Annotated in this window: 29 protein-coding genes and 1 riboswitch; of the genes, 8 read left to right on the top strand and 21 right to left on the bottom strand. The window is 59.4% G+C overall.

Annotation, left to right across the window (positions count from 1 at the left end; all coding sequences use genetic code 11):
- Positions 1-22 precede the first annotated feature (22 nt).
- Together OXR61_RS10375 and OXR61_RS10370 are read right to left on the bottom strand one after the other, a co-directional pair.
- Positions 23-1,318, bottom strand: a complete 1,296-nt coding sequence (locus tag OXR61_RS10375) for an SLC13 family permease (RefSeq protein ID WP_021508939.1) — start codon at positions 1,316-1,318, stop codon at positions 23-25.
- 92 nt (positions 1,319-1,410) lie between these two features.
- Complete coding sequence (locus OXR61_RS10370; RefSeq protein WP_021508938.1) at positions 1,411-2,310, bottom strand: LysR substrate-binding domain-containing protein; 900 nt, start codon at positions 2,308-2,310, stop codon at positions 1,411-1,413.
- A 97-nt stretch (positions 2,311-2,407) separates the two neighbouring features.
- Between OXR61_RS10370 and OXR61_RS10365 the strand changes: the two genes are divergently transcribed.
- Positions 2,408-3,178: a 2OG-Fe(II) oxygenase gene (locus OXR61_RS10365; RefSeq protein WP_021508937.1), complete on the top strand. Its 771-nt coding sequence runs from the start codon at positions 2,408-2,410 to the stop codon at positions 3,176-3,178.
- Here OXR61_RS10365 and OXR61_RS10360 read toward each other — a convergent pair.
- The gene (locus OXR61_RS10360) at positions 3,163-4,245 is read right to left on the bottom strand and encodes a DUF2817 domain-containing protein (RefSeq protein ID WP_021508936.1); all 1,083 of its coding nucleotides are present in this window, start codon (positions 4,243-4,245) and stop codon (positions 3,163-3,165) included. The genes OXR61_RS10365 and OXR61_RS10360 overlap by 16 nt on opposite strands.
- 38 nt (positions 4,246-4,283) lie before the next feature.
- Positions 4,284-5,054, bottom strand: coding sequence for a transporter substrate-binding domain-containing protein (locus OXR61_RS10355; RefSeq protein WP_267412036.1), 771 nt, complete (start codon positions 5,052-5,054; stop codon positions 4,284-4,286).
- Between the two features lie 267 nt (positions 5,055-5,321).
- Between OXR61_RS10355 and OXR61_RS10350 the strand changes: the two genes are divergently transcribed.
- Together OXR61_RS10350 and OXR61_RS10345 are read left to right on the top strand one after the other, a co-directional pair.
- Entirely contained in the window at positions 5,322-5,996 is a 675-nt protein-coding gene (locus OXR61_RS10350) for a heavy metal response regulator transcription factor (protein ID WP_021508934.1), read from the top strand.
- Entirely contained in the window at positions 5,993-7,372 is a 1,380-nt protein-coding gene (locus OXR61_RS10345) for a heavy metal sensor histidine kinase (protein ID WP_021508933.1), read from the top strand. The genes OXR61_RS10350 and OXR61_RS10345 overlap by 4 nt, the downstream gene beginning before the upstream one ends.
- A gap of 37 nt (positions 7,373-7,409) precedes the next feature.
- Here OXR61_RS10345 and OXR61_RS10340 read toward each other — a convergent pair whose 3' ends face one another.
- Positions 7,410-8,063 carry an oxygen-insensitive NAD(P)H-dependent nitroreductase NfsB gene (locus OXR61_RS10340; protein WP_021508932.1) on the bottom strand — a complete coding sequence of 218 codons (654 nt, stop codon included), beginning with the start codon at positions 8,061-8,063 and terminating at the stop codon, positions 7,410-7,412.
- Between the two features lie 104 nt (positions 8,064-8,167).
- Positions 8,168-9,169 carry a zinc-binding alcohol dehydrogenase family protein gene (locus tag OXR61_RS10335; protein ID WP_021508931.1) on the bottom strand — a complete coding sequence of 334 codons (1,002 nt, stop codon included), beginning with the start codon at positions 9,167-9,169 and terminating at the stop codon, positions 8,168-8,170.
- 136 nt (positions 9,170-9,305) lie between these two features.
- Here OXR61_RS10335 and OXR61_RS10330 point away from each other — a divergent pair, with 136 nt between their 5' ends.
- The 3 genes from OXR61_RS10330 to OXR61_RS10320 all read left to right on the top strand — a co-directional run bounded on the left by OXR61_RS10330 (position 9,306) and on the right by OXR61_RS10320 (position 11,372).
- The gene (locus OXR61_RS10330; RefSeq protein WP_021508930.1) at positions 9,306-10,223 is read left to right on the top strand and encodes a LysR family transcriptional regulator; all 918 of its coding nucleotides are present in this window, start codon (positions 9,306-9,308) and stop codon (positions 10,221-10,223) included.
- A gap of 494 nt (positions 10,224-10,717) precedes the next feature.
- Positions 10,718-11,089 carry a type II toxin-antitoxin system RelE/ParE family toxin gene (locus tag OXR61_RS10325; RefSeq protein WP_021508927.1) on the top strand — a complete coding sequence of 124 codons (372 nt, stop codon included), beginning with the start codon at positions 10,718-10,720 and terminating at the stop codon, positions 11,087-11,089.
- A complete protein-coding gene (locus tag OXR61_RS10320; protein WP_021508926.1) occupies positions 11,073-11,372 on the top strand; it encodes a helix-turn-helix domain-containing protein in 300 nt (99 codons plus the stop codon). Before OXR61_RS10325 ends, OXR61_RS10320 begins: the two co-directional genes overlap by 17 nt.
- Before the next feature lie 77 nt (positions 11,373-11,449).
- Here OXR61_RS10320 and OXR61_RS10315 read toward each other — a convergent pair whose 3' ends face one another.
- The 8 genes from OXR61_RS10315 to OXR61_RS10280 all read right to left on the bottom strand — a co-directional run bounded on the left by OXR61_RS10315 (position 11,450) and on the right by OXR61_RS10280 (position 17,339).
- Entirely contained in the window at positions 11,450-11,917 is a 468-nt protein-coding gene (locus OXR61_RS10315; protein WP_021508925.1) for a hypothetical protein, read from the bottom strand.
- 185 nt (positions 11,918-12,102) lie between these two features.
- The gene (locus OXR61_RS10310) at positions 12,103-13,032 is read right to left on the bottom strand and encodes an ABC transporter substrate-binding protein (RefSeq protein WP_021508924.1); all 930 of its coding nucleotides are present in this window, start codon (positions 13,030-13,032) and stop codon (positions 12,103-12,105) included.
- Between the two features lie 9 nt (positions 13,033-13,041).
- Positions 13,042-13,776, bottom strand: coding sequence for an ABC transporter permease (locus OXR61_RS10305; RefSeq protein WP_267412031.1), 735 nt, complete (start codon positions 13,774-13,776; stop codon positions 13,042-13,044).
- Entirely contained in the window at positions 13,760-14,476 is a 717-nt protein-coding gene (locus OXR61_RS10300; RefSeq protein ID WP_021508922.1) for an ATP-binding cassette domain-containing protein, read from the bottom strand. The genes OXR61_RS10305 and OXR61_RS10300 overlap by 17 nt, the downstream gene beginning before the upstream one ends.
- Positions 14,473-15,441 (bottom strand): HesA/MoeB/ThiF family protein, encoded by a 969-nt coding sequence (locus tag OXR61_RS10295; protein ID WP_021508921.1) that lies wholly within the window; start codon positions 15,439-15,441, stop codon positions 14,473-14,475. Before OXR61_RS10295 ends, OXR61_RS10300 begins: the two co-directional genes overlap by 4 nt.
- Positions 15,442-15,451: 10 nt before the next feature.
- The gene (locus OXR61_RS10290) at positions 15,452-16,210 is read right to left on the bottom strand and encodes a thiazole synthase (protein ID WP_010615680.1); all 759 of its coding nucleotides are present in this window, start codon (positions 16,208-16,210) and stop codon (positions 15,452-15,454) included.
- A gap of 3 nt (positions 16,211-16,213) precedes the next feature.
- Positions 16,214-16,411, bottom strand: a complete 198-nt coding sequence (gene thiS, locus OXR61_RS10285) for a sulfur carrier protein ThiS (RefSeq protein WP_021508920.1) — start codon at positions 16,409-16,411, stop codon at positions 16,214-16,216.
- A complete protein-coding gene (locus OXR61_RS10280) occupies positions 16,395-17,339 on the bottom strand; it encodes an FAD-dependent oxidoreductase (protein WP_021508919.1) in 945 nt (314 codons plus the stop codon). The genes thiS and OXR61_RS10280 overlap by 17 nt, the downstream gene beginning before the upstream one ends.
- 127 nt (positions 17,340-17,466) lie before the next feature.
- Positions 17,467-17,586: riboswitch (TPP riboswitch) on the bottom strand.
- A gap of 165 nt (positions 17,587-17,751) precedes the next feature.
- Between OXR61_RS10280 and OXR61_RS10275 the strand changes: the two genes are divergently transcribed.
- Positions 17,752-18,189 carry a 6,7-dimethyl-8-ribityllumazine synthase gene (locus OXR61_RS10275; protein WP_021508918.1) on the top strand — a complete coding sequence of 146 codons (438 nt, stop codon included), beginning with the start codon at positions 17,752-17,754 and terminating at the stop codon, positions 18,187-18,189.
- A gap of 155 nt (positions 18,190-18,344) precedes the next feature.
- Here OXR61_RS10275 and OXR61_RS10270 read toward each other — a convergent pair whose 3' ends face one another.
- Both OXR61_RS10270 and OXR61_RS10265 read right to left on the bottom strand, forming a co-directional pair.
- Positions 18,345-18,554: a glycine zipper 2TM domain-containing protein gene (locus tag OXR61_RS10270; protein WP_031279978.1), complete on the bottom strand. Its 210-nt coding sequence runs from the start codon at positions 18,552-18,554 to the stop codon at positions 18,345-18,347.
- A gap of 253 nt (positions 18,555-18,807) precedes the next feature.
- Complete coding sequence (locus tag OXR61_RS10265) at positions 18,808-19,533, bottom strand: pirin family protein (RefSeq protein WP_021508917.1); 726 nt, start codon at positions 19,531-19,533, stop codon at positions 18,808-18,810.
- 123 nt (positions 19,534-19,656) lie between these two features.
- Between OXR61_RS10265 and OXR61_RS10260 the strand changes: the two genes are divergently transcribed.
- Positions 19,657-20,538: a LysR family transcriptional regulator gene (locus tag OXR61_RS10260; RefSeq protein WP_021508916.1), complete on the top strand. Its 882-nt coding sequence runs from the start codon at positions 19,657-19,659 to the stop codon at positions 20,536-20,538.
- Between the two features lies 1 nt (position 20,539).
- Here the strand turns inward: OXR61_RS10260 and OXR61_RS10255 are convergent, their stop codons facing one another.
- The 5 genes from OXR61_RS10255 to OXR61_RS10235 all read right to left on the bottom strand — a co-directional run bounded on the left by OXR61_RS10255 (position 20,540) and on the right by OXR61_RS10235 (position 24,684).
- On the bottom strand, positions 20,540-21,289 hold the full coding sequence (locus OXR61_RS10255) for a hypothetical protein (protein ID WP_021508915.1): 750 nt from the start codon (positions 21,287-21,289) through the stop codon (positions 20,540-20,542).
- A complete protein-coding gene (locus tag OXR61_RS10250; protein WP_021508914.1) occupies positions 21,286-21,789 on the bottom strand; it encodes a sigma-70 family RNA polymerase sigma factor in 504 nt (167 codons plus the stop codon). Before OXR61_RS10250 ends, OXR61_RS10255 begins: the two co-directional genes overlap by 4 nt.
- Entirely contained in the window at positions 21,789-22,343 is a 555-nt protein-coding gene (locus OXR61_RS10245; protein WP_021508913.1) for a cytochrome b/b6 domain-containing protein, read from the bottom strand. The genes OXR61_RS10250 and OXR61_RS10245 overlap by 1 nt, the downstream gene beginning before the upstream one ends.
- Positions 22,340-23,389 (bottom strand): catalase family peroxidase, encoded by a 1,050-nt coding sequence (locus OXR61_RS10240; RefSeq protein ID WP_021508912.1) that lies wholly within the window; start codon positions 23,387-23,389, stop codon positions 22,340-22,342. The genes OXR61_RS10245 and OXR61_RS10240 overlap by 4 nt, the downstream gene beginning before the upstream one ends.
- Before the next feature lie 71 nt (positions 23,390-23,460).
- Positions 23,461-24,684, bottom strand: a complete 1,224-nt coding sequence (locus OXR61_RS10235) for an MFS transporter (protein WP_021508911.1) — start codon at positions 24,682-24,684, stop codon at positions 23,461-23,463.
- Between the last annotated feature and the right edge of the window lie 182 nt (positions 24,685-24,866).

Raw genomic sequence — 24,866 nt, 5'->3', positions numbered from 1 at the left:
ATTCGTGACCTCTGACGGCGTATCAGGTATAGCCTAGCAGCCGGAACCACAGATAATCCAGCGGTAACAGCAGCAGTGCGCTCAGCACGAACACCAGCAGGCACAGCTGCAGACCGGCTCTGGCTGGCACATTCCCCAGCCCCATTGCCACCACGATGGGCGACGCCTGATACGGCAGCAGCGGCGTGGCGTAGGCAAAAACCTGCAACATCACCACGCTCAGTAGCGGAAAGCCCGAAGCGGCAGCCAGCTCCTGCGCCATCGGCGTGACCATCGCCGGCACGCCGTTGGCGGTGAGCACAAAATTCAGCAGCGTCACCAGCGCATTGAGCACGGCAAAATTACTGAATGACGGCGAGTCATGCAGCGGCAGCAGGTGAAGCAGTGCATTGGCGATGAGCCGCCCCAGGCCAGAGTCCACCACCACCGTGGCGACGCCGAGAATGCCGGCGATATAGATGCAGGTGCGGAAATTGACGCCGCTGGCAAAATCGTCGCCCGAAAGAAAGCCCACGCGCGGTAACAAACACAGACACGCCGCGGCCAGCCCGACCCACGCAGCGGATAAGCCGTGCAGGCTGTCGGTCATCCACAGCAGTAACGTGACGGCCAGTAGGGCAATCAGCCGCCATTCGCGCCCGCTGAGCACCGGCAATGCTTCCCGCGTTGCCACCGGCTGCGGCTGAGCGCGGAACATCAGCGTAATGCAGGCAACCAGCAGAATACCTTTGCCCAGCCCCACCACCGGCATGTGCAGCAGCCACCACGGCAGCCATTGCAAATGCAGCTGATACGCGTTTTCCGCCGCGCCGCTCAGCACCAGGTTTGGCACGTTGGCGGGCAGAATACTGGCAGAGAGTTGAAAGGTGCCGAAGCCCACCGCCAGCGCCAGCCCAATGCTGCCGCGACTGCACGGCCGGATACCGGCCCGCTCGCCCAGCGCCAGCACCACCGGCATCAGCAGCGCGATGCGTCCCATGTTCGACGGCATCACCAGCGCCAGCAGATAACTCAGCAGCACCGTGCCCGCCACCATCCGCGGCCAGCTCTGGCTGAACGGCACCACCAGCCAGTTGGCCCAGCGTTGGGCAAGGCCCACTTTGCGGATCGCCGCGCCCAGCACAAAACCGCTCAGCACCAGCCAGAACGCTGAGGAGGCAAAACCGCTGAATACGCTGCTGGCTGGCGCTATCGACAGCAGCATCGCCGCCGCAAAAAACAGCAGCGCGGTAAGGTATTCCGGCAACCGCGCCAGCGCCCACAGCAAAATTGTGATGCTGACCACCAGCGTGGTCAGCCAGAATGAGGTATCAATCATCGTGCCTGAACTCCCTTTCTTCGCAACTGCGCACAAAGCGCATCAGCATAGGGCAATCCCTGTCGCAGAACGCTGCGGCAGTTAACAGTTTGTTAACTCGCCAGCTGCGTTAGCCACTGAATCAGCGCCTCGCTGCCGGGCTGACTGCGGGAGCGCTGTGGCCAGGCGAGGAAATAGGGTTTGCTCAGCGGCAGGCTGAGCGGATCCACCACCTGTAGCGCGCCGCGCGCCAGTTCGCCGGCAATCAGACGACGCTGTCCCAGCAGCACGCCGACCCCGGCTACCGCCGCGTCGATGGCCAGGGAGGTGAGATTAAAACTTAATGCCGGCTGGGCGGCCGGCTCCATGCTGCCTTTGGCCTGAAACCAGCTGCGCCAGTCGGGCAGAAAGCGTCCTTCATTGCCCCAGTCCAGATGGATCAACGGCGCCTGGCTGAGCAACGATTCGCCCGGGAAACGCTCTATCAGCGCCGGACTGGCGACCGGCAGCACCTCGTCACAGAACAGCCGTTGCTTGTCGAGTTGCGGGTAGCGATCCTCACCAAAGCAGATGACAAAATCTGCCGGTGTGGCGCTGAAATCCACCGGCGCATGAGTGCCGTGCAGGCTGAGATCGCAGCCCGGGCAGTGAGCCCGCCAGGCGGTGATATTTGGCAGCAGCCATTTCGACGCCAGCGCCGGCAATGAATAGAGCGTCAGCTTTGGCATGCTGGCCGCATGGCGCAAATTTTGCTGCCCCAGATGCAGAATATCGAACGCTTCACTGACATAGCGCAGATACTCTTTGCCGGTTTCCGTCAGCATCACGCCGCTCTGGGTACGCACAAACAGTGCGCTGCCCAGCTGCGCTTCCAGCTGACGAATTTGCTGGCTGACGGCAGCCGGCGTCAGCGCCAGCTGCGCGGCGGCTTTCGCCAGGCTACCAAGTTCCGCCGCCACTTTGAACGACTGAATCACGCTGATTTTCGGCAAACGCGACGCGGGTGCAGGCATTAAGGTTTCCTTAGCAAGGCGTTAAATATTTATCGTTAGGCATCAACATATCAGGCCGTTACAGTCTCTACACCTGCCAAAAACGAGAACCACCGCCATGTCTGCTTTGATTCGATTTGATTTACATCCGCTGGCCGACGCCGACTGGCGTCAGCACTGTCGCCAGCAGCTTGAGCAACACGGCGCGCTGGTGCTGCGTCAGTTTTTGCAACCGGCTGCGCTGCAGGCGATCGTGGCTGACGGGCTGGCCCAGCGCCATCTGGCTTACCACACCGTCAGCAAGCACAACGTCTATCTGCTGAAGCCGGACGAGGCGTACCGTGCCGATCATCCGCGCAATCGTGACGTAATCAGCACCAAAGGCTGCATCACCGACGATGTGATTGCAGCGGAATCGCCGCTGCGTCAGCTGTACAATGACGAACTGTTTAAACGCTTTCTGTGTGATGTGCTGGACGAAGACGCGCTGTATCCGTATGCCGACCCGCTGTCGTCCATCAATCTGCATTATGCACCTGACGGCCAGGAACTCGGCTGGCATTTTGACAACTCCTCTTTCGCCATCACGCTGCTGGTGCAAAAACCGCGCGGCGGCGGGGTATTTGAGTATGTGAAAGATTTGCGCGATGCGGATGCCGGCGAGATGAACTACGACGGCGTCGCCGCCGTGCTCGATCAGCGCCAGCCGGTCGAGGCGCTGGAGATTGATGCCGGTGACCTGGTGCTGTTTCGCGGGCGCAATTCGCTGCACCGCGTGACGCCCACCGAAGGCGATGTCACGCGTATGCTGGCGGTACTGGCCTACAACACCCAGCCCGGTATCGCGCTGTCCGAAACCGCGCGCATGACCTTTTACGGCCGGTTATAAGCCACCAGCCCGCGCCAGCCGCGCAGGAAAATCTGCCGGGTACGAAACGCAGTTAAGGCGCGCCAGTCTTCATCGGCGGGCCAGAACCCCTCCACCAGCTGCTGCTTCAGCGCGCGTCCGGCGTGGCTTGCCGGATCGCCCTGCAGATGCAGCCAGTGATCGTCGCGCACCCGGCGGTGCATCTCCTCACCCGGATAAGTGCCGCACTCCACCACCAATGGCAGCAGCTGCGTGTCAGGCAGCGACGTCAGCAGAAATTGCGAGACATAGCCCGTTGCCGTGGCGGTCACCCCGGTGTCGCTGTCGCGCCCGGCGCCGGTAAACAGCAGCGTCAGCCACTCATCGTATAACGACTTGCCCCAGTCATGCGCCGGATAGCGCTGTTCAGCAATCGCCAGCAGCATCGGATGGCCCCACGCGCCGGCACCGGTGTGCAGGTCGAAACTCAGGATGACCTGCGCCTGACGCAGATGCTGTTCGACGATGGCGTGCAGCGTGCGGTGCGACCAGGCCGGCTGCTGCCCGCCATAAAACAGGCCATCTGCTGCCTGATATTGGCCCGCTTCCACCACCCGTTTCAGCGCCGGCCAGCCTGACTGCTGCAGTGTCTCTGCCAGCAGCCGATCGGCATGTGCGCGGTCGCCGTGGTACAGATCATGCCATAGCGCATAGTGCGGATTAGCGGGTGCGGGCTGGCTGAAATCGATGAAATTCCGGTTGAGATCGATATTGTCTTCATTGACGCGCCGCAGATGCGCAGCGCCCCACGGATTCAGCAGATGAACCAGCACAAGGGCGCAGTCGGGCGGTAACGCGGCGACATCGAAGCTATCAAGCCAGGCGATCTGGCTGTCTGAACCGTAATAGCCCTCCACACCGTGTGTGCCGGAGAGAATCAGCATGCGTTTGGGAGCCGCCGGATCGCCGATCACCGCGACGTCGGTGTACAGCGCGGCCCCGTCGGGCGCGGTCAGCGGATGGCGATAGGCAGTCAGCGCGCCGTGCTGGCGCGTGACGCCGGCCAGGAATCGCGCCCGCTGCTGGGTATAATCAGGGAGTAAAGACATGATTTTCCTGTGCGTAATGAAGGCAAATCGCCCTGCGATTAGGGATAAACCTTAACCTTAAAGTACTTCTGCGCCAGCCGGTCATAGGTGCCGTTGCTGTGCAGCGCAGCCAGCGCATTGTTAATTAAAGTAAGATTGGCCGTATCGCCTTTACGCAGCCCGATACCTACGCCGTTCCCCAATAATGCTTTATCCACCAGCGTGGCTTTATTGACATAGCCCTTGCCTTCCGGCGTGTTGAGAAAGCCCTGCTCGGCCGAAACCGCATTCGCCAGGCTGGCATCGAGTCGACCCGCTACCAGATCCGGATAGATCTCCATCTGATTCGGATACGAGACCACGTTGACGCCCTGCGGTGCCCACTTCGTTTTGGCGTAGGTTTCCTGGATGGTGCCCTGCGCGACGCCGATATTCTTCCCGCGCAGCGTGCTGATATCCGCCGTCAGCGTGCTGTTGGCAGGCGTCAGCAGCGCGCTGGGCGTGATATACAGCATATCGCTGAACGCCACCTGCTCGCGGCGCTTCTCCGTCATCGACATCGCCGACAGAATGGCGTCAAATTTCTTCGCCTGCAGCGCCGGAATGCTGCCATCAAAGCCAATCTGCACCCACTGACATTTCACTTTGGCCTGCGCACAGATGGCATTGCCCAGATCAATATCAAAACCCTGCAGCGAGCCATCGCTGGCTTTGGATTCGAACGGTGGAAAAGTGGGATCGACGCCAAAACGCAGCGTCTGCTGCGCCGCAGCCAGTTGGCTGAGGGCGATGAGTGACAACAGTAAGGCAAAAGACCAACGCTTTTTCATGATGCTCTCCGGCAGGCTATCTCACAGGTTTTAACCTTGTAATAACACGATGCCGCTGACGCCACCATCAAAAGCGCGCAAAAATGCAGAGCAAATTCTTATATATGTTAATGAGTTAGCGAAATTTGTCGCGCCATTAAGTTTTACTTAACGCTCTGTCATGATTTTGTCATCAGGGGCTCATGCCGCTGTCAGCCTCGGTTTTCTATGCTAACCCGCGTTATACTGCCCGCCATCAGCAAGCGGCCGCCACTACCGGGAGATCGCATGAAAATATTGGTGATAGAAGATGAAGCCGGGGCGCGTGATTACATGCGCAAAGGATTGACCGAGGCCGGTTTTATCGTCGACGTGGCGGAAAACGGTCAGGATGGCCTGTTTTATGCGCAGGAGCACCATTACGATCTGATTCTGCTGGATGTGATGATGCCCGGAATCAATGGCTGGGAGGTGATGGCGCAGCTGGATAAGCAATTGCAAACGCCGGTGATTTTCCTGACTGCCAAAGGCACGGTGGAAGATCGCATCAAAGGGCTGGAACTGGGTGCCGATGACTATCTGGTCAAACCCTTCTCTTTCGCCGAACTGCTGGCGCGCGTGCGCACCCAATTGCGGCGCGGTAGCCAGCAAAAGCTGCCCGACATCCTGACGCTGGCCGATCTGCAGCTGGATATTGCCCGTCGCCGGGTCGAGCGCGCCGGACAGCGCATCGACCTGACCAACAAAGAGTTCAATCTGCTGCATCTGTTTCTGCTGCATCCCGGCGAGGTACTGACGCGCACGGTGATTGCGTCGCGCGTCTGGGATATGAATTTTGACAGCGACACCAACGTAGTGGATGTGGCGGTAAAACGGCTGCGGCAGAAAATTGACGGCCCTTTTACCCGACCATTAATTCATACCGTGCACGGTGTCGGTTATCGCTGCGAAGCTGAAACATGAAACCCCGCTCGCTCGCCGTCCGCCTTTCGCTACTGCTCAGTGCTACGGTGGTGGTCATTTTTACACTCAGCGGCATGGCGCTGTATCACGCACTGGCGAAGCAGATCGGCGTGCGCGATGACGCAGCCCTACTGACGCGCATCGATCAAATGCGCACGCTGCTGCGCGATGAAGATGCGCTGACGCTGATTCAGCAGAAGCCGCGGCTGTTCGCCAACATGCTGGGCAATACCGAATCGTTGCTGGTGCTGCGCTTTCCCGGCCAGCCGCCGCTAATCGTGATCAATCCCGGCGGGCGTCCGGTGCCAGCCATTACGCCGGTCGCCGCCGATCAGCCGTTAACCCTGCAATCGGTCCACCATCAGCAGGCGGCGGACGGCACGCCGTTTATCGCCGCCGCCGCGTTAACACCAACGCGCGATGGCAGCGGCCAGATCGAAATCATCACCGGTCGCCTGATGAGCGACCGCACGCAGACCCTCACCGGCTATCGCCACCAGATTATCCTGTGCACCGCGCTGGCGGCGCTGCTGGTCGCCGCGATCAGTGTGCTGCTGGTGCGCCGCGGCCTGACGCCGCTGCGCCGGCTGGCGGCGGAAGCTGGGGTGATCGACGTGCGGCGGCTGTCGCATCGCATTGAACTGACCAGCGCGCCAGGCGAGCTGCAACCGCTGCTGGCGGCGCTCAACCAGATGCTGAGCCGGCTGGAGCAAGGTTATCAGCAACTTAGCCAGGTCTCAGCGGACATGGCACACGATCTGCGCACGCCGATTGGCACGCTGCTTGGCCAGACGGAAGTGGCGCTGAACCAGCCGCGCAGCGTCAGCGAGTATCAAACGCTGCTGGGTTCCAATTATGCGGAGCTGGAGCGGCTGGCGAAGATGATTGATAACATGCTGTTTCTCGCCAAAGCCGCAGACGCCAGCCAGGCGCTGGACAGGCAACGCATCGATCTGACACCGCTGGGTGAGCGGTTGAGTGACTATTTTGAGGGCATGGCGGAAGAGCATGGCATGCAGCTTGTCATCTCGCTTCACGGCGAGTTGCACGCCGATCCGCAGTTGTTACAGCGCGCGCTGGCGAATCTGATCGCTAACGCGCTGCATTACGGCACGCGCGACGGCACCATTCACGTCTCCAGCATTCCGCAGCCAGACGCCGTGCTTTTGATGGTGGAAAATCAGGGGCCGACGCTAAGTCAGGCGCAGCAGGCACGCCTGTTTGACCGCTTCTGGCGCGCCGATGCGTCACGCCAGCAGGGCGGCAGCGGACTGGGTCTGTCGATCGTGCGCGGGATCATGCAACTGCATCAGGGCAGTTGCACGGTGAGCAGCGAACACGGCATTACCCGTTTCTGCCTGCGGTTCCCACGTTAAGCGCGCAGGTGCGCAGACACGCACCTGGTTAAGTCCCTTAGATAAACGTGAAAATTTCGTCCTGCGACAGACGCGATTTCGGCAGCGTGGCGTTGAAATCTTCCTCACTGCGATAGCCAAGCGAAACCAGCACCACGCTGGTAAAGCCCTGTTCACGCAGGCCCAGCGCCTGGTCAAGTGCGCGCGCATCAAAGCCTTCCATCGGGGTGGCATCAATGCCGAGCATCGCGGCGCCCAGTAACAGTCCGCCCAGCGCCAGATAGACCTGTTTCTCCATCCACTGCGGCACGTCGCGCAGCTCATAACGGTGCATATCCACATAGCTGCGGCGGCTCTTATCCTGACCGGCTTTGGCTTCGGGTTTGGCAAAACGCCCGTCCTTCTCTTCCTGCGCCAGCACATTTTGCAGGTGCGCTTCATCCAGATCGGTGCGCATGCACAGCGCAATCACGTGTGAGGCGTTCAGCACCTTAGGGTTGTTGTAAATGAACGCGCCGCTGGTGGATTGCGCCATCTTTTCCCGCCCTTCCGCAGTCGACGCGACAACAAAGTGCCACGGCTGCGAGTTAACCGATGACGGGCTGTTGCGCAGCAGGTTAAGCAGCGTGTCGATCTCCTGCTGCGGCAGCGTTTTGCCCGCAGAGAAAGCTTTTACGGTGTGACGGCGGGCAACCGCATCATTAAGGGTCATGAGAGTCTCCTGATTGAAGATTGCGCCAGAGCGCAGATAAATAGCAAAGTCGCTACCATAACCGCCCGGGCTGACGGACGGTTAACCTTACGTGTTTTAATGACTTAAAAGCCGCTGAGGACAATCTTGCCGCGTGCGCGACCGCTTTCAATCAGCGCATGCGCTTTACGCAGGTTGGCCGCGCTGATGCTGCCGTGATGCTCGCCAGCGGTGGTCTGCAGGGTTTGATCGTCAATCAGCTGACTCACCTGCTGCAGAATCTGATGCTGGCGCTGCATATCGGCGGTATGGAACAGCGAGCGGGTAAACATCAGTTCCCAGTGCAGCGAGATGGCTTTGCGCTTCAGCGGCACCGCATCCAGTGTTTCCGGATCGTCAATCAGCGCCAGTTTGCCCTGCGGAGCCAGCACATCGATCAACTGCGGATAGTAGCTGTCGGTATGGGTCAGTGAGGCCACGTAGCGCACCTCTTTATGGCCAATCGCTGCCAGCTGCTCGCCCAGCGGACGCTGGTGATCGATAACATGATGGGCACCCAGCGAGCGCACCCAGTCGGCGGTTTCCGGGCGAGAGGCGGTACCAATTACCGTCAGTCGGGTCAGTTTGCGCGCCAGCTGCGTCAGCATCGAACCCACGCCGCCGCCCGCGCCGATGATCAGCAATGTGCCTTCGTCGGCAGCATCAATTTCCAGGCGATCAAACAGCAGTTCCCACGCGGTAAGTGACGTCAGCGGCAGCGCGGCGGCATCAGCGTCGCTCAGCGTGCGCGGCTTGAGTCCGGCGATGCGTTCATCCACCAGTCCGTACTCGGCATAGCTGCCAGCGCGCGTGATGTCGCCAGCGTAGTAAACTTCATCGCCGGGCTGAAACAGCGTGACATCGCTGCCCACCGCCTCGACCACGCCCACCGCATCCCAGCCGAGAATGCGCGGCGTGTCCGTCGGGGCGCCAGCACGCACTTTGGTATCAACCGGGTTAACCGCAATCGCGCTGATTTTCACCAGCAGATCGCGTGCGCCTGGCTGCGGTTTCGCCACGTCCAGTTCATACAACGCATTTTCATCTGAAATCGGTAAACCGTTTTGGCTATAAACAATCGCTTTCATGCAACAGGCTCCAGGTGAGTGAATATTTTCAGGGTGTTGACAGCAGCATAGCCAGACATCGCGCCGGGAAAAATGCCTGTTGCAGGACAACACTTTCACTCGTAGAGTGAAAATCCCGATAATGGCGAGAACGTCGATGATTCGTTTAGAAGATGTCACCCTGTTTGTGCGCTCTGCCGCGCTGGGCAGCTTTTCCCGCGCAGCGCGCGAAGCCAACCTGCTGCCCGGTCAGGTCAGCGCCGCCATTCAGCGGCTGGAGCGCGATCTCGATCGCCGCCTGTTTGCGCGATCGACGCGCAGCCTGCGTTTGACGGCGGAAGGCGAAAAGTATCTGCCTTTCGCGCAGGAGATGCTGGCGCTGATGCACGCCGGAGCGGAAAGCCTGCAAAGCCACGACGATGCCCTGAGCGGCGAGCTGAAAATCGCTCTGCCGTCTGACATCGGCCGCCATATTATTCTGCCGCTGCTGACAGAATTTTGCCGGGCGCATCCGGCGCTCGGGCTGCGTCTCTCGTTTTCCGATCAGGTGAGTGACGTGTTCCGCGATCCGGTGGATATCGCTATTCGCTACGGTAAGCTGGAGGACAGCAGCTATGTCGCGCTACCGCTGGCGGAAGAAAACCGCCGTGTGATGGTCGCCGCACCCGATTATCTCGATCGACATGGCCGTCCGGAAAAACTCGAGGATCTGGCACAGCATCACTGTCTGCCGTTTGTCATGGGCGGCCACGTGTATGATAAATGGACTTTTCCGCAGGAAGGGATGCGGCGGCAAGTCACGGTGAAAAGCCGGCTGCTGTGCGACGACGCTGAAGTGGCGCGCCGCTGGGCAATTGCCGGAATGGGGATTGCTTATAAATCCTGGCTTGATGTCTGCGACGATATCAGGCATGGCCGGCTGGAACGGGTGCTGCCGCAGCTGCCAGGCGAAAGCACGCCGCTGCATTTAATCTGCCCGCATCGCAAACAATTCTCGCCGGCGATTCGCGCTTTACATCAATTACTGCGTGAGCATTTACGCACTCTGACGGCGCAAATCTTACCGGCGATTTAATCTCACCGCTGCGCCTCGACGCCATCAGCCACGCAATCCGGACCAGCCATCAGGCGAATGCCTCTGCGATTTATCTTTAAAATTAAGGACGCGCGGCCGCAAGCGGATGAAATGTTGTGCCTTCTGAACCCGCGCATGAAAACGCAGCCGTCCGGCACCTCTGATAACCGTGGCACAGCATAGTAATCTTATTCTTAACAGGTAATATTTAACGTTACTTCACTGTATTCACGTTAATTATTCAGGACTGATGATGTCTCAACCCAAAGCGATGTCCGTTAATGCCCTCACCCACATTATCCTGTTCTTCCTGGTCATCAACGCGATTGATGTCGTGTATGCGTTGATGCACTGATGGCTTATTGCGCTTTACCGCTGTTTTTGCGAGCCAGATTCGAAAGATGAGATAAATTCCCCGTCACGGATTTTTTAATCCGCGAGCCTTGATAGACTGCAGACGATAAAATAGACTACAGACTATCAAGGATGGCATCGTGTGGCAGGTTGAAGCAACAGATCGGTTTTGGAAATGGTTGCAGGCTCAGGATGAAGCGTTGCGTCTCGATGTGCTTGCCGCCATGAAGCTTCTGGCGCAGTACGGTCCGCACCTCGGCCGCCCTTTCGTTGATACCCTGATGTTATCGCGGGTGCCCAATATGAAAGAGCTACGCGTGCAAAGTAAAGGTCGTCCCATCCGCAGCTTTTTTGTTTTCGATCCGCGCCGCCATGCGATTGTGCTGTGTGCCGGCAACAAACAAGGTAAAAATCAGAAGCGTTTCTATCAGCAGATGCTTCGCATTGCCGAAACCGAATACCATCATCATCTGAACGCAATCGGGGAAACTCATAATGAAAACCTTGGATGAGATGCTGGCGGCGCTGACGCCCGAACAGCAACATCAGGTCGATGAACGCGTCAGCCAGATGCGTCTTGAATACCAGCTTTACCAATTACGTGAGCAGATGCAGCGGACTCAGCGTCAGCAAGCGCAGGCCATGCACATTGCCCAGTCATCTGTGGCGGCGATGGAAGCGCGTGGCGCAGAGTTAAAAATCTCCACGCTGAAGCGCTACATTGAGGCGCTGGGTGGAGAGCTGACGCTGGGTGTAAAGATGCCGGGTGGCCAGCATGTCGACTTAATTATCTGACCGTTCAGGCAGAGCGCATTACGCCCTGCCCCAGACTTCGATCAATGGTGCCGACATCTGGCCCGCACCGCAGTCAATCAGGAGTTGTTTGGCGTGGCAGCGCTTTCGCTGAACTGCGGTTTTTGCCGCGTAACGGAATAGACCACGTTTTTCGGGCCATTGGTGTCTGTGGTGACATCGACCGCAGGAATCGTCACTTTGCCAAAACCAAACAGTGTTTGCACGTAGCCGCCAATCTGGTGTTTACCGGCCGGAACGCGGAGCTCTTTACTCTCGCCCTTTTGCAGCAGTCCGGCTTCCTGGCCATCCACCGTCACGTACACGGATGAGCCATCGTCGGTGCGCGTCACCAGATGGGAGACATTGATGACGGTCGGTCCGCTGGCAAACGGCGAAGCGCTGTCGTTGTTTTCGACCGGAGCGGAAGCGGTAACCGGGGCTTCTGCGGCGGCAGCATCAGCGCTGCTGTCGCTGGCAGCATGACGCGCGCAGCCGGTGAGCAGGAGTGTGGCCGTTAACGTGGCCAGTGTGAAACGCGAAAACATCGTGACGAAAAACCTTCTGCTAAATGAGAAGTATTTATTTTAGCGTTACCCGCGCAGTGATAACAGTCACAGAAATCCAGTATTTTCCGAAAACCGGGGATGCGGGTCTCCGTTTGTCCCCCGGCCGCACGCAATGTCAACGCGCGCCGTTCTCCCGGCCCGGGAAAACGGCGCAAGCGGATGGATTACAGTGAATAGCGCGCCAGTGGCGCCACGGTGGTGATCAGCCCATTGGCTTTCATATATTCACCAAATGCCTGATAACGCGCCTGATTAAATTCCGCACTGTGCGTTGCAAAATAAGGCAGCGTCGCCTGCCAGGCCTGATGATTGAGCGGCGTATCCAGTTCAGGATAACGCTTAATGAACGCCTGCCACACCTGTTGCGGGTGAGCGCGCAGCCAGGCGATGCCCGCATCCAGCCCACGCAGAAATGCCGGGATGCGGGGATCGTTTGCCGCCGTGTTGCTGTTGGCCAGAATAATCAACTCATCGTAGGCCGGCACGCCGTAATCTTCCGGTTTAAACGACACCGGCTTTGCGCCTTTGTCCTGCAAATCCAGCAGCTCGTAGTTACGGAAGATGGTCAGCGCGCCGTCAATTTTATGCGTCAGCAGCGCGGAGACGGCGTCCATATTCAGATTTACTAGTTTCACGCTGTTAACGTCGACGCCCTGCGATTTCAGCATATTGCGGATAGCCACATCTTCCGCGCCGGGAATCGCATAGCCAATCGATTTACCGGCGAAATCTTTAATACTGTGGATATCGCCCGATACCGCTGTCAGGGTGTTCAGCGGCTGGTTAATCAGGGTACCAACCCGGATCACCGGCACCTGCTTGTCCACCAGCGTATAGAGCTGCGGCTGATAGCTAATCGCCAGATCCGCTTTACCTGCCGCCAGCAACAGCGGTACCGATGCGGAATCCGCCGGTGCGATCATGTCGACATCCAGCCCCTGCTGTTTAAACGCCCCGCTGTACTGAGCGGCAAAGATCGCCGCGTGGTTAGGGTTAATGAACCAGTCGAGCAGCAGCCGCACCTTTTCGGCTGCCTGCGCGTTGATGGTGGCCAGCAGCAGTAACGAAGCGATGGCACGAAGAAGTCTATTCACTCAAGTTCCTTAGTATGATTGCCAGAGAAATTTTTTACGCACCAGCGCCACGGCCGCTGAGAGCAGTAGCGCCAGGCTCATTAACAGCAGCAGTGCGGCAAAACTGGTGGCCGTTTCCAGCCGCGCGTTGGATTGCATCATCAGGTAGCCCAACCCTTCGCTGGCACCAACCCACTCGCCGATCACCCCCCCAATGGGTGCCAGCACCACCGCCATTTGCAGGCCGGCGAAAAACTGCGGCAGCGCAGCCGGCCAGCGCACGCGCCAGAAAATTCGCCAGCGCGAGGGATACAGCGTTTGCGCCAGCTCCAGCCAGCCGGCAGGCGTACGGCATAAACCGTCGAACAGCGACAGGCACAGCGGGAAAAACAAAATCAGCGCCGCCACCACGACTTTTGACGCGATGCCAAAACCCAGCCACAGCACCAGCAGCGGGGCCAGCGCAAATACCGGGATGGTCTGGCTGGCCGTCACCAGCGGAAACAGCACCCGACGCAGTAGCGGGCTGGAAGCCATCAGCACCGCCAGCACCACGCCACCGCCGACGCCCAGCAGCAGCGCCAGCACAATTTCCGCCAGCGTGAACATTGCGTGATGCGCGAGCAGCTGCCGCTTTTGCCACAGAGCCTCCAGCACCGCCTGCGGTGCCGGCAGCAGAAATGCCGGTACGCCGTTGTGGCGCGCCAGCAGCCACACGCCCAGCACCACCGCGATCAGGTAGATACCACTACTCAGCTTTTTCATAGGAATTCAGTCGGGAAAAGAGTTCGGCCTGCGCCTGCAGCAGTCCGGCATCATTGAGCGCGCGCGGCACCGTACCGTTCGGCACAGGCCAGTGCGTCATCTGCAGCGGCTGGCCGTGCAACAGCAGAATGTCATCGGCCATACGGCAGGCTTCCAGCGGATCGTGCGTCACCAGCAGCACCGTTTTGCCGCGCAGCAGCGTCGCGGTCAGCGTTTGCAGCTGGTGTTTAGTCATCACATCCAGCGTGGCGAACGGCTCATCCATCAGCACCAGCTCGCGCTGCGCATACAGCGTGCGCGCCAGCGCGACCCGCTGCCGCATACCACCCGAGAGCTGTGAGGGCGCGGCTTGCGCCTCGTCTTCCAGTCCCACCTGCGCCAGCAAATGGTGCGCCCGCACGCGGTCCGGCTTCGCACCGCTTAGACGCGCCGTCAACATCACGTTCTCCAGCACCGTCAGCCACGGATAGAGCAGATCCTGCTGCCCCATCCATGCCACGTGCTGCGCAATACCGCTCAGGCTGCCCTGCTGCGGCTGCACTAAGCCGGCCACCAGACGCAGCAGCGTGCTTTTACCAATGCCGCTGCAGCCCAGCAGCACCGTGGTTTTGCCGCCGCGCAGTTGCAAATTGAGCCGATCGCATAGCTGTTTTTCGCCCCAGGCAAAGCTCACCTGGTCAAAGCGGATGTCCTGCGTCATGGCCGGCGCGCCGCCAGAATCGCCAGCTGATTAAAGCCGCGCTGCGCCAGCGCGCTGGCCGCCTGCGCCGCCCGGATGCCGCTGGCGCAGACCAGTACGATGCGGCGATCCGCCGGTGGCTGCCAGGCGTCCAGTTCGTGCGGCAATACGCGCTCAACCCGATCGGCCACGCTGGCAGGCGCCTCTTCGCAGCTGCGCAGCTCCACAATGCAGTCTCCGGGTTGTAACAGGTGAGCATCAATAAACGGCACGCCGGGCTGGGCCGGTTCCTGTGCCGCATCAAAGCGGAACGAACGAAAGTGCCAGCTGACGAAGTCACAGTTGACCATGCAGCCGAGCGGTGAGGGTTGCAGCCCGAGCAGTACGCTGAGCGCCATCTGCGCCTGCATCGCCCCCAGCGCCGCCACGGCCGGGCCCATCACGCCAGCGGTGTTACAGTTAGCCGCGGAAGCAGGCAGCTGCGGAAACAGCGCACGATAGCTCGGCGCGCCGCCGCAAAAACCGCCAGCATAGCCCTGACGACCCAGCACCGAGGCGCTGATCAGCGGTATGCCTGCCTGGAAACAGGCATCAGACAGTTGGTAAGTCACCGCGAAGTTATCGGCGGCATCAATCACCAGATCGCACCCCGTCAGCGCCTGCGCGATATTGCTGGCGCTCAGCGCCTCGGGCACCGCTTCGATTTGCACCTCAGGATTGCGCTGCTGCAAAGCCTGCTGCGCCGCCACAGCTTTGCTGCGACCCACATCCTGCAGGGTGAACAGCGTCTGGCGATGCAGGTTATGCAGCGCGACCTGATCATCATCGTACAGGCACAGCTGACCGACGCCCGCGCCCGTCAGCTGAGGCAGCAGCGTGGCGGCCAGCCCACCGGCACCGGCTACCAGCACGCGGGCGCGAGCCAGTTTCTGCTGCCCGACGACGCCAATTTCCGGCAGCATCATCTGGCGTTGGTAGCGTTCCATTGCGCGCTCCTTAGTTCAGGTTAGCGAGGCCGAAGATCGGCGTTGAGGCCACGGCCATATCACGCTTCTCCATCAGCCCGGCATCGCGCGCGCCCTGCCCGGCGGCGATCGCCTGGCTGAACGCGCGCGCCATCGCCACCGGATCGCCCGCTTTCGCCACGGCGGTATTGAGCAGGATGGCATCGAAGCCCATCTCCATAGCCTGCGCTGCCTGTGACGGCGCGCCGATGCCGGCATCAATGATCAGTGGAATATCGCTGAACCAGGCTCGCATCGCCCGCAGCCCGTCAATATTTCGTAATCCCTGGCCGGAGCCGATGGGCGCGCCCCACGGCATCAGCAGTTCACAGCCGGCGGCCAGCAGTTTTTCACCGACAATCAGATCCTCCGTGGTGTAGGGAAACACCTGGAAGCCGTCGGCGCACAGAATGCGTGCCGCTTCGACCAGCGCGAACGGATCGGGCTGCAGCGTGTCGGCATGACCAATCACTTCCAGCTTGATCCACGGCGTGTTAAACAACTCGCGCGCCATGTGCGCGGTGGTGACCGCCTCTTTGACCGTGTGGCAGCCAGCGGTATTGGGCAGCACGCGCACATTCAGGCCCGTCAGCAGCTCGCGAAAAGCCGCGCCCGCCGTGCCTTCGCGGCGCAGGCTGACAGTGATAATTTCACTGCCGGATGCGGCGATCGCCTGCTGCAAAATCGCCGGTGAAGGGTAGCCTGCGGTGCCGAGCAGCAAGCGTGACTGCGGTGTAAAATCGTAAAACATCGCTCAGCCTCCCTGCATCGGTGACAGGACTTCCAGCTGCCAGCCTTCCTGTAACTGCAGGCTGGCATACTGACCTTTCGGCACAAAATCGCCATTGCAGGCGGTGGCAACACAGGCCGCGTCGATTTGCTGTTCGATCAGCAATTCGCTGAGGCTGGTGGCCTCAGTGCTGATGATGCGGCCGTTAAGCTGAATATTCATGGCTAACCTCCCCGGACAGGCGCTGCATCAGCTGTTCTGCCATCATTGGTGCCAGCAGAAAACCATGACGATACATGCCGTTAAGATAAAAAATACCGTTGTGATAGTGGATTTCCGGCAGATTAGCCGGCCATGCCGGACGCAGACCGCTTCCGCTTTCGATGACGCGCGCTTCCGCCAGCGCCGGGTGCAGGGTGTAGGCCGCGCTGAGCAGTTCCATCATGGCGCGCGCGCTGATAGCGCTGGCATCGTCGCTTTCGATCATGGTGGCGCCGAGCATGAAGTGGCCGTCGCGACGCGGCACCAGATAACAGGGAAAACGCGGATGGAGCAGACGAATCGGCCGGGAAAATGTCACCTCATGACTCTGCAGGATCAGCATTTCCCCGCGCACCGCGCGCAGGCCGGAGAGTTGCGCTCTGGCATGGATACCGCGACAGTCGATGATCTGGCCCGATGGCTGGCGCGCATCAAAGCGGACGCCGCGCTGCAGCAGTTTGTCACGCAGCTCAGCCAGCGCGCGGCGCGGATCAAGATGTGCTTCGCGCGGGAAAAACAGTCCGCGCGCAAACCGGTTTTCCAGCGCCGGTTCGAGCGACGCCGGATCAACCCATTGATGCGCCGTCGTCATGCGCGCGAAGCGGTTTAACTCCGGGTTATCACGCGGCGGTGCCAGCACTAACGTGCCCTGATGCACCACGCTGCTGACGCGCGTTTGCCACCATGCCGCAGCATGCTGGCCGAGGGTAATTACGTCGGCTGGCGCGCTTTCTGCTTCACACCACGGCGCCAGCATGCCACCGGCAAACCACGAAGCAGGCTGACGTGCTTCATCGTCAATGACCTCGACGGTTTCGCCGCGCTCAGCCAGCAGCGTGGCGACACAAAGCCCGGACACGCCGCTACCGAGCACGCTCCAGCGGCTCATGAACAACGTTCCGGTAAATAATCTGGGGAATTCACATCGGCCTCTCAGTGATAACTGAGACCCGCAGATACAGGTGAAGGGAATCGACGCCAGCGATCGGGCTCGCCTTTGCGTCAGACGGCTTTGCACATCAAACCGTCAGTCTTCCTACGCCAGTATCAACTGGGTCAGGTTCAAAGGGTCGCTAAGCCGCGCAGTGCGCTATTAGCCTCTCAGTCTCTCAGGCGAGACTCCCCCGACGCGTCTATTTGTATTGCAGGCGCTGGCTGGCGTCAAGCAGCACGTTAACCGCACTGCCCGCGTTGTGGATCAAAATTGCAACATATGGTATACCAGACGGATAGCGGGCAGATGATAAAAAAGACTTTTTTATTATTCACTTATAAATTTTTCAGCTAATCATGGAAGCATTATGAATAAGTTTCGTGTGGCTTTTATCAAAGCAGGATGGCATCAGGCGATCGTGAACAACGCGCTGGTGGGATTTGAGCAGGAACTGACCGAACAAGGCGTCGAAAATACATTAAAAAGCTACGATGTACCCGGCGCGTTTGAAATGCCGCTGCTGGCCAAACGCCTGGCCGAAACCGGCAAATTTGATGCGATTGTCTGCGCCGCGCTGGTGGTCGACGGTGGCATCTATCGCCATGACTTTGTCGCGCAGGCCGTCGTCGATGGCCTGATGAATGTGCAGCTCACCACCAATGTTCCGGTGTTTTCGGTATCACTCACTCCGCACAATTTTCAGCCGGTCGATGCGATTGAAGCGTTTTATACCGAACATTTTATTAAAAAAGGCAAAGAAGCCGCCCGCGCCGCTCTGATGATTCATCAGCTACAGATCGATTAATATTTTTTAAGCGGTAGCGGTAATAATTGATGGCCGGACTAAATAAAGAAATTTCTGGCCGATGAATATTTCAACGCGGGGCTATTGACGGCGGGTTATGAAGTGAAATGATTTCGCCAGCATTCCTGCTGGCGAAATCCTGAGTACCGGTAAAATTAACGGCTGACTTCGTGACCAATCAGGCCGCCGATAGCCGCGCCGCCGAGGGTACCGAAGGTGCTGCCACCGGTCAGAACAGCGCCGCCCACCGCACCCACACCGGCGCCAATGGCGGTGTTGCGGCCACGATGAGACATGCCACAAGCCGTTACAGAAAAGGCTAGAACCAATACCACTGCGATATTAAAGCTGCGTTTTAAAACCATCAAAATCCTCATTACCATTAATTCTAATGGAATGTAATAGTGTTAACTTTGTTTGTTGTTTAGCCGCCAAATACTTGGCGTAGCGTGCTTATCCTGGAGGCAAATTTAAGGGGCTTTGCATTTTTGTGGAAGGTAAAAATTCCTATTTTATGCCGGACCTGTCAGGTGCTGGTTATTATTCGTACCTTAAGCCAAATAAAAAGGCATGGCGTGAAGGTTCACGCCATGCCTCGCTGACTTACCGCGTAATGAATTAACGCTGCGGATGATTAACTTCTACTGGTCGTAAATCAAACACCAGCACTTCAGCGTTGTTACCGTTAGCGAACTGCAGCGCCGTCTCATTGCGTACGCGCGCGCCATCGCCGGCTTTAAAGCTCACGCCATTCACTTCAATGCTGCCGCGCGCCACATGAATGTAAGCATAGCGATCGTTAGCCAGTTCCAGCGTCTGCTGCTCGGCACCGTCAAACAGTCCCGCGTAAATACGCATATCCTGACGTACGCGCAGCGAGCCGTTGTCGCCTTGTGGCGAAACAATCAGGCGCAGCTGACCGCGTTTGTCGGCCTCTGCCACTGACACCTGCTGGTAACCTGGCTCGGTACCGCGTTCTGCCGGCACAATCCAGATCTGCAGGAAGTGCACATTATCCTGTTTCGAGTGGTTAAACTCGCTGTGCGTCACGCCGCTGCCAGCGCTCATCAGCTGCACGTCACCGGGCACGATAACCGAACCGGTACCCATGGAATCTTTATGCTCCAGCGCGCCTTCCAGCACGTAAGAGATAATCTCCATGTTGTTGTGCGGATGCGCACCGAAACCGCGACCCGGTGCTACCTGATCATCGTTAATCACCAGCAGATCGGAGAAACCGGTCTGTTGTGGGTCCCAGTAGCTGGCAAACGAAAAGGTATGGCGTGAATGCAGCCAGCCGTGATCGCCTAAGCCACGTTGTTCGGACAGTCGTTGTTCAATCATGGTCTGCTCCTTAAATTTTTAGCTGGAGGGCGAAGGCCCTTCCCGTTGCTGACCAGTATACGTAAACTGATTTGCCCAACAATGCGCCTGTATGACAATGACTGTCACAGATAAGTGGACAATATGCAGATTGAAGATCTCCGGATTTACGTCGCCGTAATCAAAGCGGGCAACTTTACCGCTGCGGCTGAACAGCTGATGCTCTCGAAGCAATACGTCAGCCGACGCATCGCCGCGCTGGAAGAGTCGCTCGGGGCGCGTTTGCTGAATCGCAACACGCGCAAACTGTCCGTTACCGACAACGGCCAGCTGTTTGCCCAGCATGCGCAGCGCATTCTGGATGATGTACAGGAAGCCGAACTGGCGGTGTCTGGTCGTCGTCAGGTGCTGCGCGGCAGTTTTCGTCTCAGCGTGCCGATGTCGTTCGGCATCAGCCATCTTTCCCCTTATATCGCCGAATTCCTGAGCCAGCATCCCTGTATCCAGTTCCAGGTGGAACTGGCCGATCGGCATGTGGATATGGTGGGTGAAGGTTTTGATATGGCGATTCGCATCGGCACGCTGCCGGACTCCAGCCTGATCGCCAAACGGCTGGGGGAATTCCGCCGCGTGATCTGCGCCAGCCCGGCCTACCTGCAGGGCGCCGGCGCACCGCGTGAGCCGGAGGATCTGCTGCACCATCTCTGTCTGCGCTATGGGCGTGAAAGCCAGACCGGCTGGGAGCTGTTTCAGGGCGACACGCGTAAAGTGCTGGCGGTCCAGGGACCGATGGTCAGCAATAACGGAGAAATGTTGCGTGATGCGGCCGTCGCCGGGCTGGGGATGATCCTGCTGCCGGAGTTTATCGTGGCTCCGGCGCTGGCGCGAGGTGAGCTGGTGACGGTACTGGATGACTGGCATCCGGCCTCGCTGCACCTGAATGCGCTGTATCCGCAGCATCGCCAGCGCAGCGAGATCAATCGGGTATTTATGACGTTCCTGCAGGCCAAGCTGGCAGGCAAATGAATTAGCCCACTTCGCTGCCTATCGCAGCACGCAGCGCCGGTGCGGCTTCGCCGCTCATCGGGCTCACCAGCGCATAGTTATAGTGGCGATCGCTCCAGTATTGCGCCACCAGGTTGTCCGCCTGGCGCGATCCCTTTTCCAGCCGCACGGTCTGCGGGCGGATGTACCAGCCAACGCGCGTGCCGCTGGCGGTCTGATACAGCACCAGCGCCGAGGCGCCATGCTCATTCGCCATCAGGCGCGCGCCGATGAGCTGATAGCCAAAGCGCTCCAGATTGGGCGGCAGCGTACCGTTGATAAAATAGCGGCCCAGCCAGCTGGCCAGCTGTGTCGTCTGGTGGGTGCTAATGTCCATCGTCGCCTGCTGCGCGCCATCGCCGAATAACCGGTAAGCCTGTACCGCATCCTCCATCGGTAACGGATGATTCTGTAAGCGTTCAGTCATCTGCCAGCCGGACAGGCTGCCGATCCCCAACGCCAGCACCAGCGAGCAGGCCAGCGCCAGCCGCTGATAACGCTGCCGCGCACGCCGCTGGCGCAGCTGTGCCGGCTGCAGTGGCGTAAAGGTGGTTCGCGCCATATTGCGCTGCAGGCTTTGTTGCAAGCGCAGCTTGTCCTGACGCCAGCCCTCAACCTGGGCGGCGATGTCAGGATGCTGCACCAACCAGTCGCTGACGGCCTGATGGCTGGCACTATCCAGTTCACCATCCAGCCAGGCGTGCAGCTGGTTCTCATCGGGCGGGATATTCATTTTAATCTCCTCAACGTCACCGGGGCCGGCAGGCCTTCGGTCATGTGCTGCAACTGTTTTCTCGCCCGCGACAACCGTGACATCACGGTGCCCAGCGGAATGTCCAGCGTGTCAGCTGCTTCCTGATAACGCATGCCTTCCACGTTAACCAGGAGCAGCAATGCGCGACTGTCAGCCGGCAGACGGGCGAACAGCGCCAGCATCTCATCGGCGATGGCGTGATGCTCAGCCGACTCGGCAAAGGGCTCGGCGCGGCTGAACAGCGTCATAATCGCCTGCCAGCGCTTGCGGCGCCGTTCGCCATCAATAAACTGATGCCAGAGAATGGAAAACAGCCAGGCACGCAGACTGCGCGTTTCATCGCGCGCCGCGTCCAGTGCTTTGACCAGCGTGTTTTGTACCAGATCCTCAGCGGCCATGCGCTCACGCGTCAGCCCCAGCGCAAAACGCTGCAAATGCGGCAGTAATGCGCGGATTTCGTCATCGCTCAATGCAGACATTATTTTTGCTCTCGCACCCGGCGCAGGCCGGTCATGCTACTCAGCACGCCATCACGTAAAATCAGACCATGCAGCAGCGCGGCAGCCAGATGGGCCAGAATCAGCGCAAACAGACTAAACGCCAGCAGCGAGTGTAACGGGCGCAGCACGGCATAACTTTCCACGCTAACCGGCAGCAGCGGCGGCAGCACCAGCCCCTCGCCAATTGTCACCGGAAACCCGCCTGCCGACAGCATTGCCCAGCCTACCAGCGGTTGCGCCAGCATCAGTAAATAGAGCGCCAGATGGGTCAAATGTGCCACCGTTTGCTGCCAGCCAGGCACCGACGCGGGCATGGCGGGCACACCATAGTAACGCCGCAGCCCGATACGCACGACCACCAGCAACGCGATTACCACGCCGAGCGGTTTGTGTATCGCCAGCAGCAGTGAATGGGCAGCCGAGATATCCGCCACCATCGCCACGCCGATAAATAGCATGGTCAGCACGGCCAGCGCCATCAACCAGTGTACGATGCGCAGCAGCGGATGAAACAGGGTTGTCTGGTGACTCATGATTTTTTCTCCTGCTGGCGCGCCTGTTCAGCCGTGCGCAGATTGAAAGATTTCGCGTAAGCGGCGGAGCGCGCGTTGAGCAGCGGATCGTCCGAACCGCTGATGCCCTGTGGCAGGATCAGCGGATCGTAATTGATGTCATTGCAGCTGCCGCCCTGTTGCGGGCTGCTGTCGCGCAGCGTCAGCGTACCGGCGACAACCTGCTGCCGATCGGCTGGCCACATCTTGCTGGCATCGTTCACCGCATCACCGGGCTGAGCCACGCTGATCACCAGATCCCACTTCAGCGGTGCGGTCGCCAGCCGGTCGTGCAGGTCGCTCTGCAGATAATCCGGCTGCTGCTGCTGAGCGGCACTGATCGGCTGCCATGGCGTACGCGGCACCAGACTCCAGCGCACAAAGCGCGTTTCCCCCTGCGCATTGGTAAAGCGGAAGGCATTCAGGCTGTTGTACTGCTCCTGCGCCCAGCTGGCGGCCAGTACGTGGGTTTTTACCCAGGCAAAGAAAGGTTTAACTTCGGGATGGGCAACGGTAAACGTCATCAGCTTTTGCGCATCAGGTTTGCCGGTCTGCGGCAGCGGTCGACTGGCCTGCTGCTGATCGTAAAAAGCCTGCGGCGTACTGACCGGGAAAAACGGCAGCGCGTTCATGCCGGTACGCCACTGCTCGCCGTGCGCCAGCTGAAATTCCAGCGCCAGGCTGCGCACCGGCACGCCATAGTCCGGCGCGTGCGGATTACCGCCGGCAATGGCAAAGCGGCCAATCACCGGCACCGTGCCTGGCTGGAAAACGCTGGCGCGTGACAGAAACGCCGCGTTGCCGCTGGAGGTAAAATCACCGGTAACACACACGCCCTTGGCATGATTGCGCCGGTATCCCGGATGCACACCGCTGTTTTGCTGCAGCGACTGCACCAGACTTTGCGCACTGAGGCGCTGCGGCGTCAGCCAGCCGCCTGCAGCAAGGAACAGCACCAGCAGTAATCCGGGAATAATGACCACCAGCAGTAACAACGGCAGATGTCTGACCGTAGGTTTAAAGTTCATCTTAGCCAACTCAGTAAGGAAAAGTGGGCATAAGACGAACCAGCGCGGCGTTTATTCCCGCGCGGTAAAAATTATTTTATGACCAGCGCCGGCGTCCGGCGCGCATCGCGCACCGCAACGGCATGAATCAGCAGCCCCAGCACGGACAGAATGGCCCCAACCCAGCCGGTGGACTGCCAGCCCAGCCCGGCGGAAATGGTGATGCCGCCGAGCCACGCCCCCAGCGCGTTGGCAATGTTAAACGCTGAGTGATTAAGTGCGGCCGCCAGGGTTTGTGCATCACCGGCCACGTCCATCAGGCGGATTTGTAGCACGCTTCCCAGCGCCACCATGGTACCGACCAGCATCACGTTAAGCGCGCCCGCCAGCGCATAATGCGCCGCGAAGACAAACGCGCTCAATACCAGCAGCGACCACACCAGTATAATGCGGATGGTTTTCTCCAGCCCGCGATCGGCCAGACGTCCCCCGACAAGGTTGCCGATAATCATGCCAAGACCAAACAGCGCCAGTATCGCCGGCACCAGATTTTCCGGCAGGTGGGCCAGTTCCATCATGGTGGGTTTAACGTAACTGAATACCGAGAACATGCCGCCGCTACCAATCGCGCCAATCGCCAGCGTCAGCAGAACCTGCTTGCGCGTCAGCGCCGAGAGCTCGCGCAGTGGACTGGCCTGCTTGTCACCGGCCACATTGGGAACCCAAAGCCACACCAGTAACAGCGTCAGCAGCGCCAGTCCGCCGACGATGGCAAACGCATCACGCCAGCCAAACCACTGGCCGATGGCGGTAACGGCAGGTACGCCAATCAGGTTGGCGATGGTTAATCCCAGCAGCACCATCGACACCGCCTGCGCGCGCCGCGCGCGCTCCACCAGTCCTGCCGCTACCAGCGCCGCAACGCCAAAGAAGGTGCCGTGCGGAAAGCCCGCCAGAAAACGGGCCACCAGCATCGCAGAGTAGCCCGGCACGACAGCGCTCAGCAGATTACCCAGCGCAAACAGGCCCATCAGCGTCATCAGGAAATTACGTCGTGAAGCCCGTGCGCCGAGAATAGCCAGCAGCGGCGCGCCAATCACTACGCCGAGGGCATAAATGCTGATGAGATGGCCGGCCTCAGGAATGGTGACGTTCAGGCCTTTCGCCGCATCGGGCAGCAGGCCCATGATGACAAATTCACCGGTGCCGATGGCAAATCCACCGGTGCCCAGCGCGAACAGCGCTTTTGGCACGCTGTGACGCGGCAGCGAGGCCTCGTCCGGAAGCTGAGAGAGTTGAGGTTGTACTGATGACATGTTTTTTTCCGTACCGCAGGTGAAAAAAACAGCAAAGAGGCTGGCGACAGTGTCTGTTCACCAGCCTCTTTGCTGCGGGTTTTAGCGCGTCAAGCTTAGCGCATTTAAGGTTGAATCGGGTTCAACGAAGTCTTGAGCGCAACACGGTAACCGAAAAGCGCCTGCAACGGGCGAAAGGGCAA

It is taken from the genome of Pantoea sp. GM_Pan_4, from assembly GCF_026541005.1.
GTDB lineage: Bacteria > Pseudomonadota > Gammaproteobacteria > Enterobacterales > Enterobacteriaceae > Pantoea > Pantoea dispersa.
The sequence above is the reverse complement of the archived record's forward strand: the minus strand, read 5'-3'. Positions and strand labels throughout refer to the sequence as shown.

Coding starts and splice junctions, on each gene's coding strand:
- OXR61_RS10375 (WP_021508939.1), bottom strand. CDS start 1,318: ATGATTGATACCTCATTCTGGCTGACCACGCTGGTGGTCAGCATCACA.
- OXR61_RS10370 (WP_021508938.1), bottom strand. CDS start 2,310: ATGCCTGCACCCGCGTCGCGTTTGCCGAAAATCAGCGTGATTCAGTCG.
- OXR61_RS10365 (WP_021508937.1), top strand. CDS start 2,408: ATGTCTGCTTTGATTCGATTTGATTTACATCCGCTGGCCGACGCCGAC.
- OXR61_RS10360 (WP_021508936.1), bottom strand. CDS start 4,245: ATGTCTTTACTCCCTGATTATACCCAGCAGCGGGCGCGATTCCTGGCC.
- OXR61_RS10355 (WP_267412036.1), bottom strand. CDS start 5,054: ATGAAAAAGCGTTGGTCTTTTGCCTTACTGTTGTCACTCATCGCCCTC.
- OXR61_RS10350 (WP_021508934.1), top strand. CDS start 5,322: ATGAAAATATTGGTGATAGAAGATGAAGCCGGGGCGCGTGATTACATG.
- OXR61_RS10345 (WP_021508933.1), top strand. CDS start 5,993: ATGAAACCCCGCTCGCTCGCCGTCCGCCTTTCGCTACTGCTCAGTGCT.
- OXR61_RS10340 (WP_021508932.1), bottom strand. CDS start 8,063: ATGACCCTTAATGATGCGGTTGCCCGCCGTCACACCGTAAAAGCTTTC.
- OXR61_RS10335 (WP_021508931.1), bottom strand. CDS start 9,169: ATGAAAGCGATTGTTTATAGCCAAAACGGTTTACCGATTTCAGATGAA.
- OXR61_RS10330 (WP_021508930.1), top strand. CDS start 9,306: ATGATTCGTTTAGAAGATGTCACCCTGTTTGTGCGCTCTGCCGCGCTG.
- OXR61_RS10320 (WP_021508926.1), top strand. CDS start 11,073: ATGAAAACCTTGGATGAGATGCTGGCGGCGCTGACGCCCGAACAGCAA.
- OXR61_RS10315 (WP_021508925.1), bottom strand. CDS start 11,917: ATGTTTTCGCGTTTCACACTGGCCACGTTAACGGCCACACTCCTGCTC.
- OXR61_RS10305 (WP_267412031.1), bottom strand. CDS start 13,776: ATGAAAAAGCTGAGTAGTGGTATCTACCTGATCGCGGTGGTGCTGGGC.
- OXR61_RS10300 (WP_021508922.1), bottom strand. CDS start 14,476: ATGACGCAGGACATCCGCTTTGACCAGGTGAGCTTTGCCTGGGGCGAA.
- OXR61_RS10295 (WP_021508921.1), bottom strand. CDS start 15,441: ATGGAACGCTACCAACGCCAGATGATGCTGCCGGAAATTGGCGTCGTC.
- OXR61_RS10290 (WP_010615680.1), bottom strand. CDS start 16,210: ATGTTTTACGATTTTACACCGCAGTCACGCTTGCTGCTCGGCACCGCA.
- thiS (WP_021508920.1), bottom strand. CDS start 16,411: ATGAATATTCAGCTTAACGGCCGCATCATCAGCACTGAGGCCACCAGC.
- OXR61_RS10280 (WP_021508919.1), bottom strand. CDS start 17,339: ATGAGCCGCTGGAGCGTGCTCGGTAGCGGCGTGTCCGGGCTTTGTGTC.
- OXR61_RS10275 (WP_021508918.1), top strand. CDS start 17,752: ATGAATAAGTTTCGTGTGGCTTTTATCAAAGCAGGATGGCATCAGGCG.
- OXR61_RS10270 (WP_031279978.1), bottom strand. CDS start 18,554: ATGGTTTTAAAACGCAGCTTTAATATCGCAGTGGTATTGGTTCTAGCC.
- OXR61_RS10265 (WP_021508917.1), bottom strand. CDS start 19,533: ATGATTGAACAACGACTGTCCGAACAACGTGGCTTAGGCGATCACGGC.
- OXR61_RS10260 (WP_021508916.1), top strand. CDS start 19,657: ATGCAGATTGAAGATCTCCGGATTTACGTCGCCGTAATCAAAGCGGGC.
- OXR61_RS10255 (WP_021508915.1), bottom strand. CDS start 21,289: ATGAATATCCCGCCCGATGAGAACCAGCTGCACGCCTGGCTGGATGGT.
- OXR61_RS10250 (WP_021508914.1), bottom strand. CDS start 21,789: ATGTCTGCATTGAGCGATGACGAAATCCGCGCATTACTGCCGCATTTG.
- OXR61_RS10245 (WP_021508913.1), bottom strand. CDS start 22,343: ATGAGTCACCAGACAACCCTGTTTCATCCGCTGCTGCGCATCGTACAC.
- OXR61_RS10240 (WP_021508912.1), bottom strand. CDS start 23,389: ATGAACTTTAAACCTACGGTCAGACATCTGCCGTTGTTACTGCTGGTG.
- OXR61_RS10235 (WP_021508911.1), bottom strand. CDS start 24,684: ATGTCATCAGTACAACCTCAACTCTCTCAGCTTCCGGACGAGGCCTCG.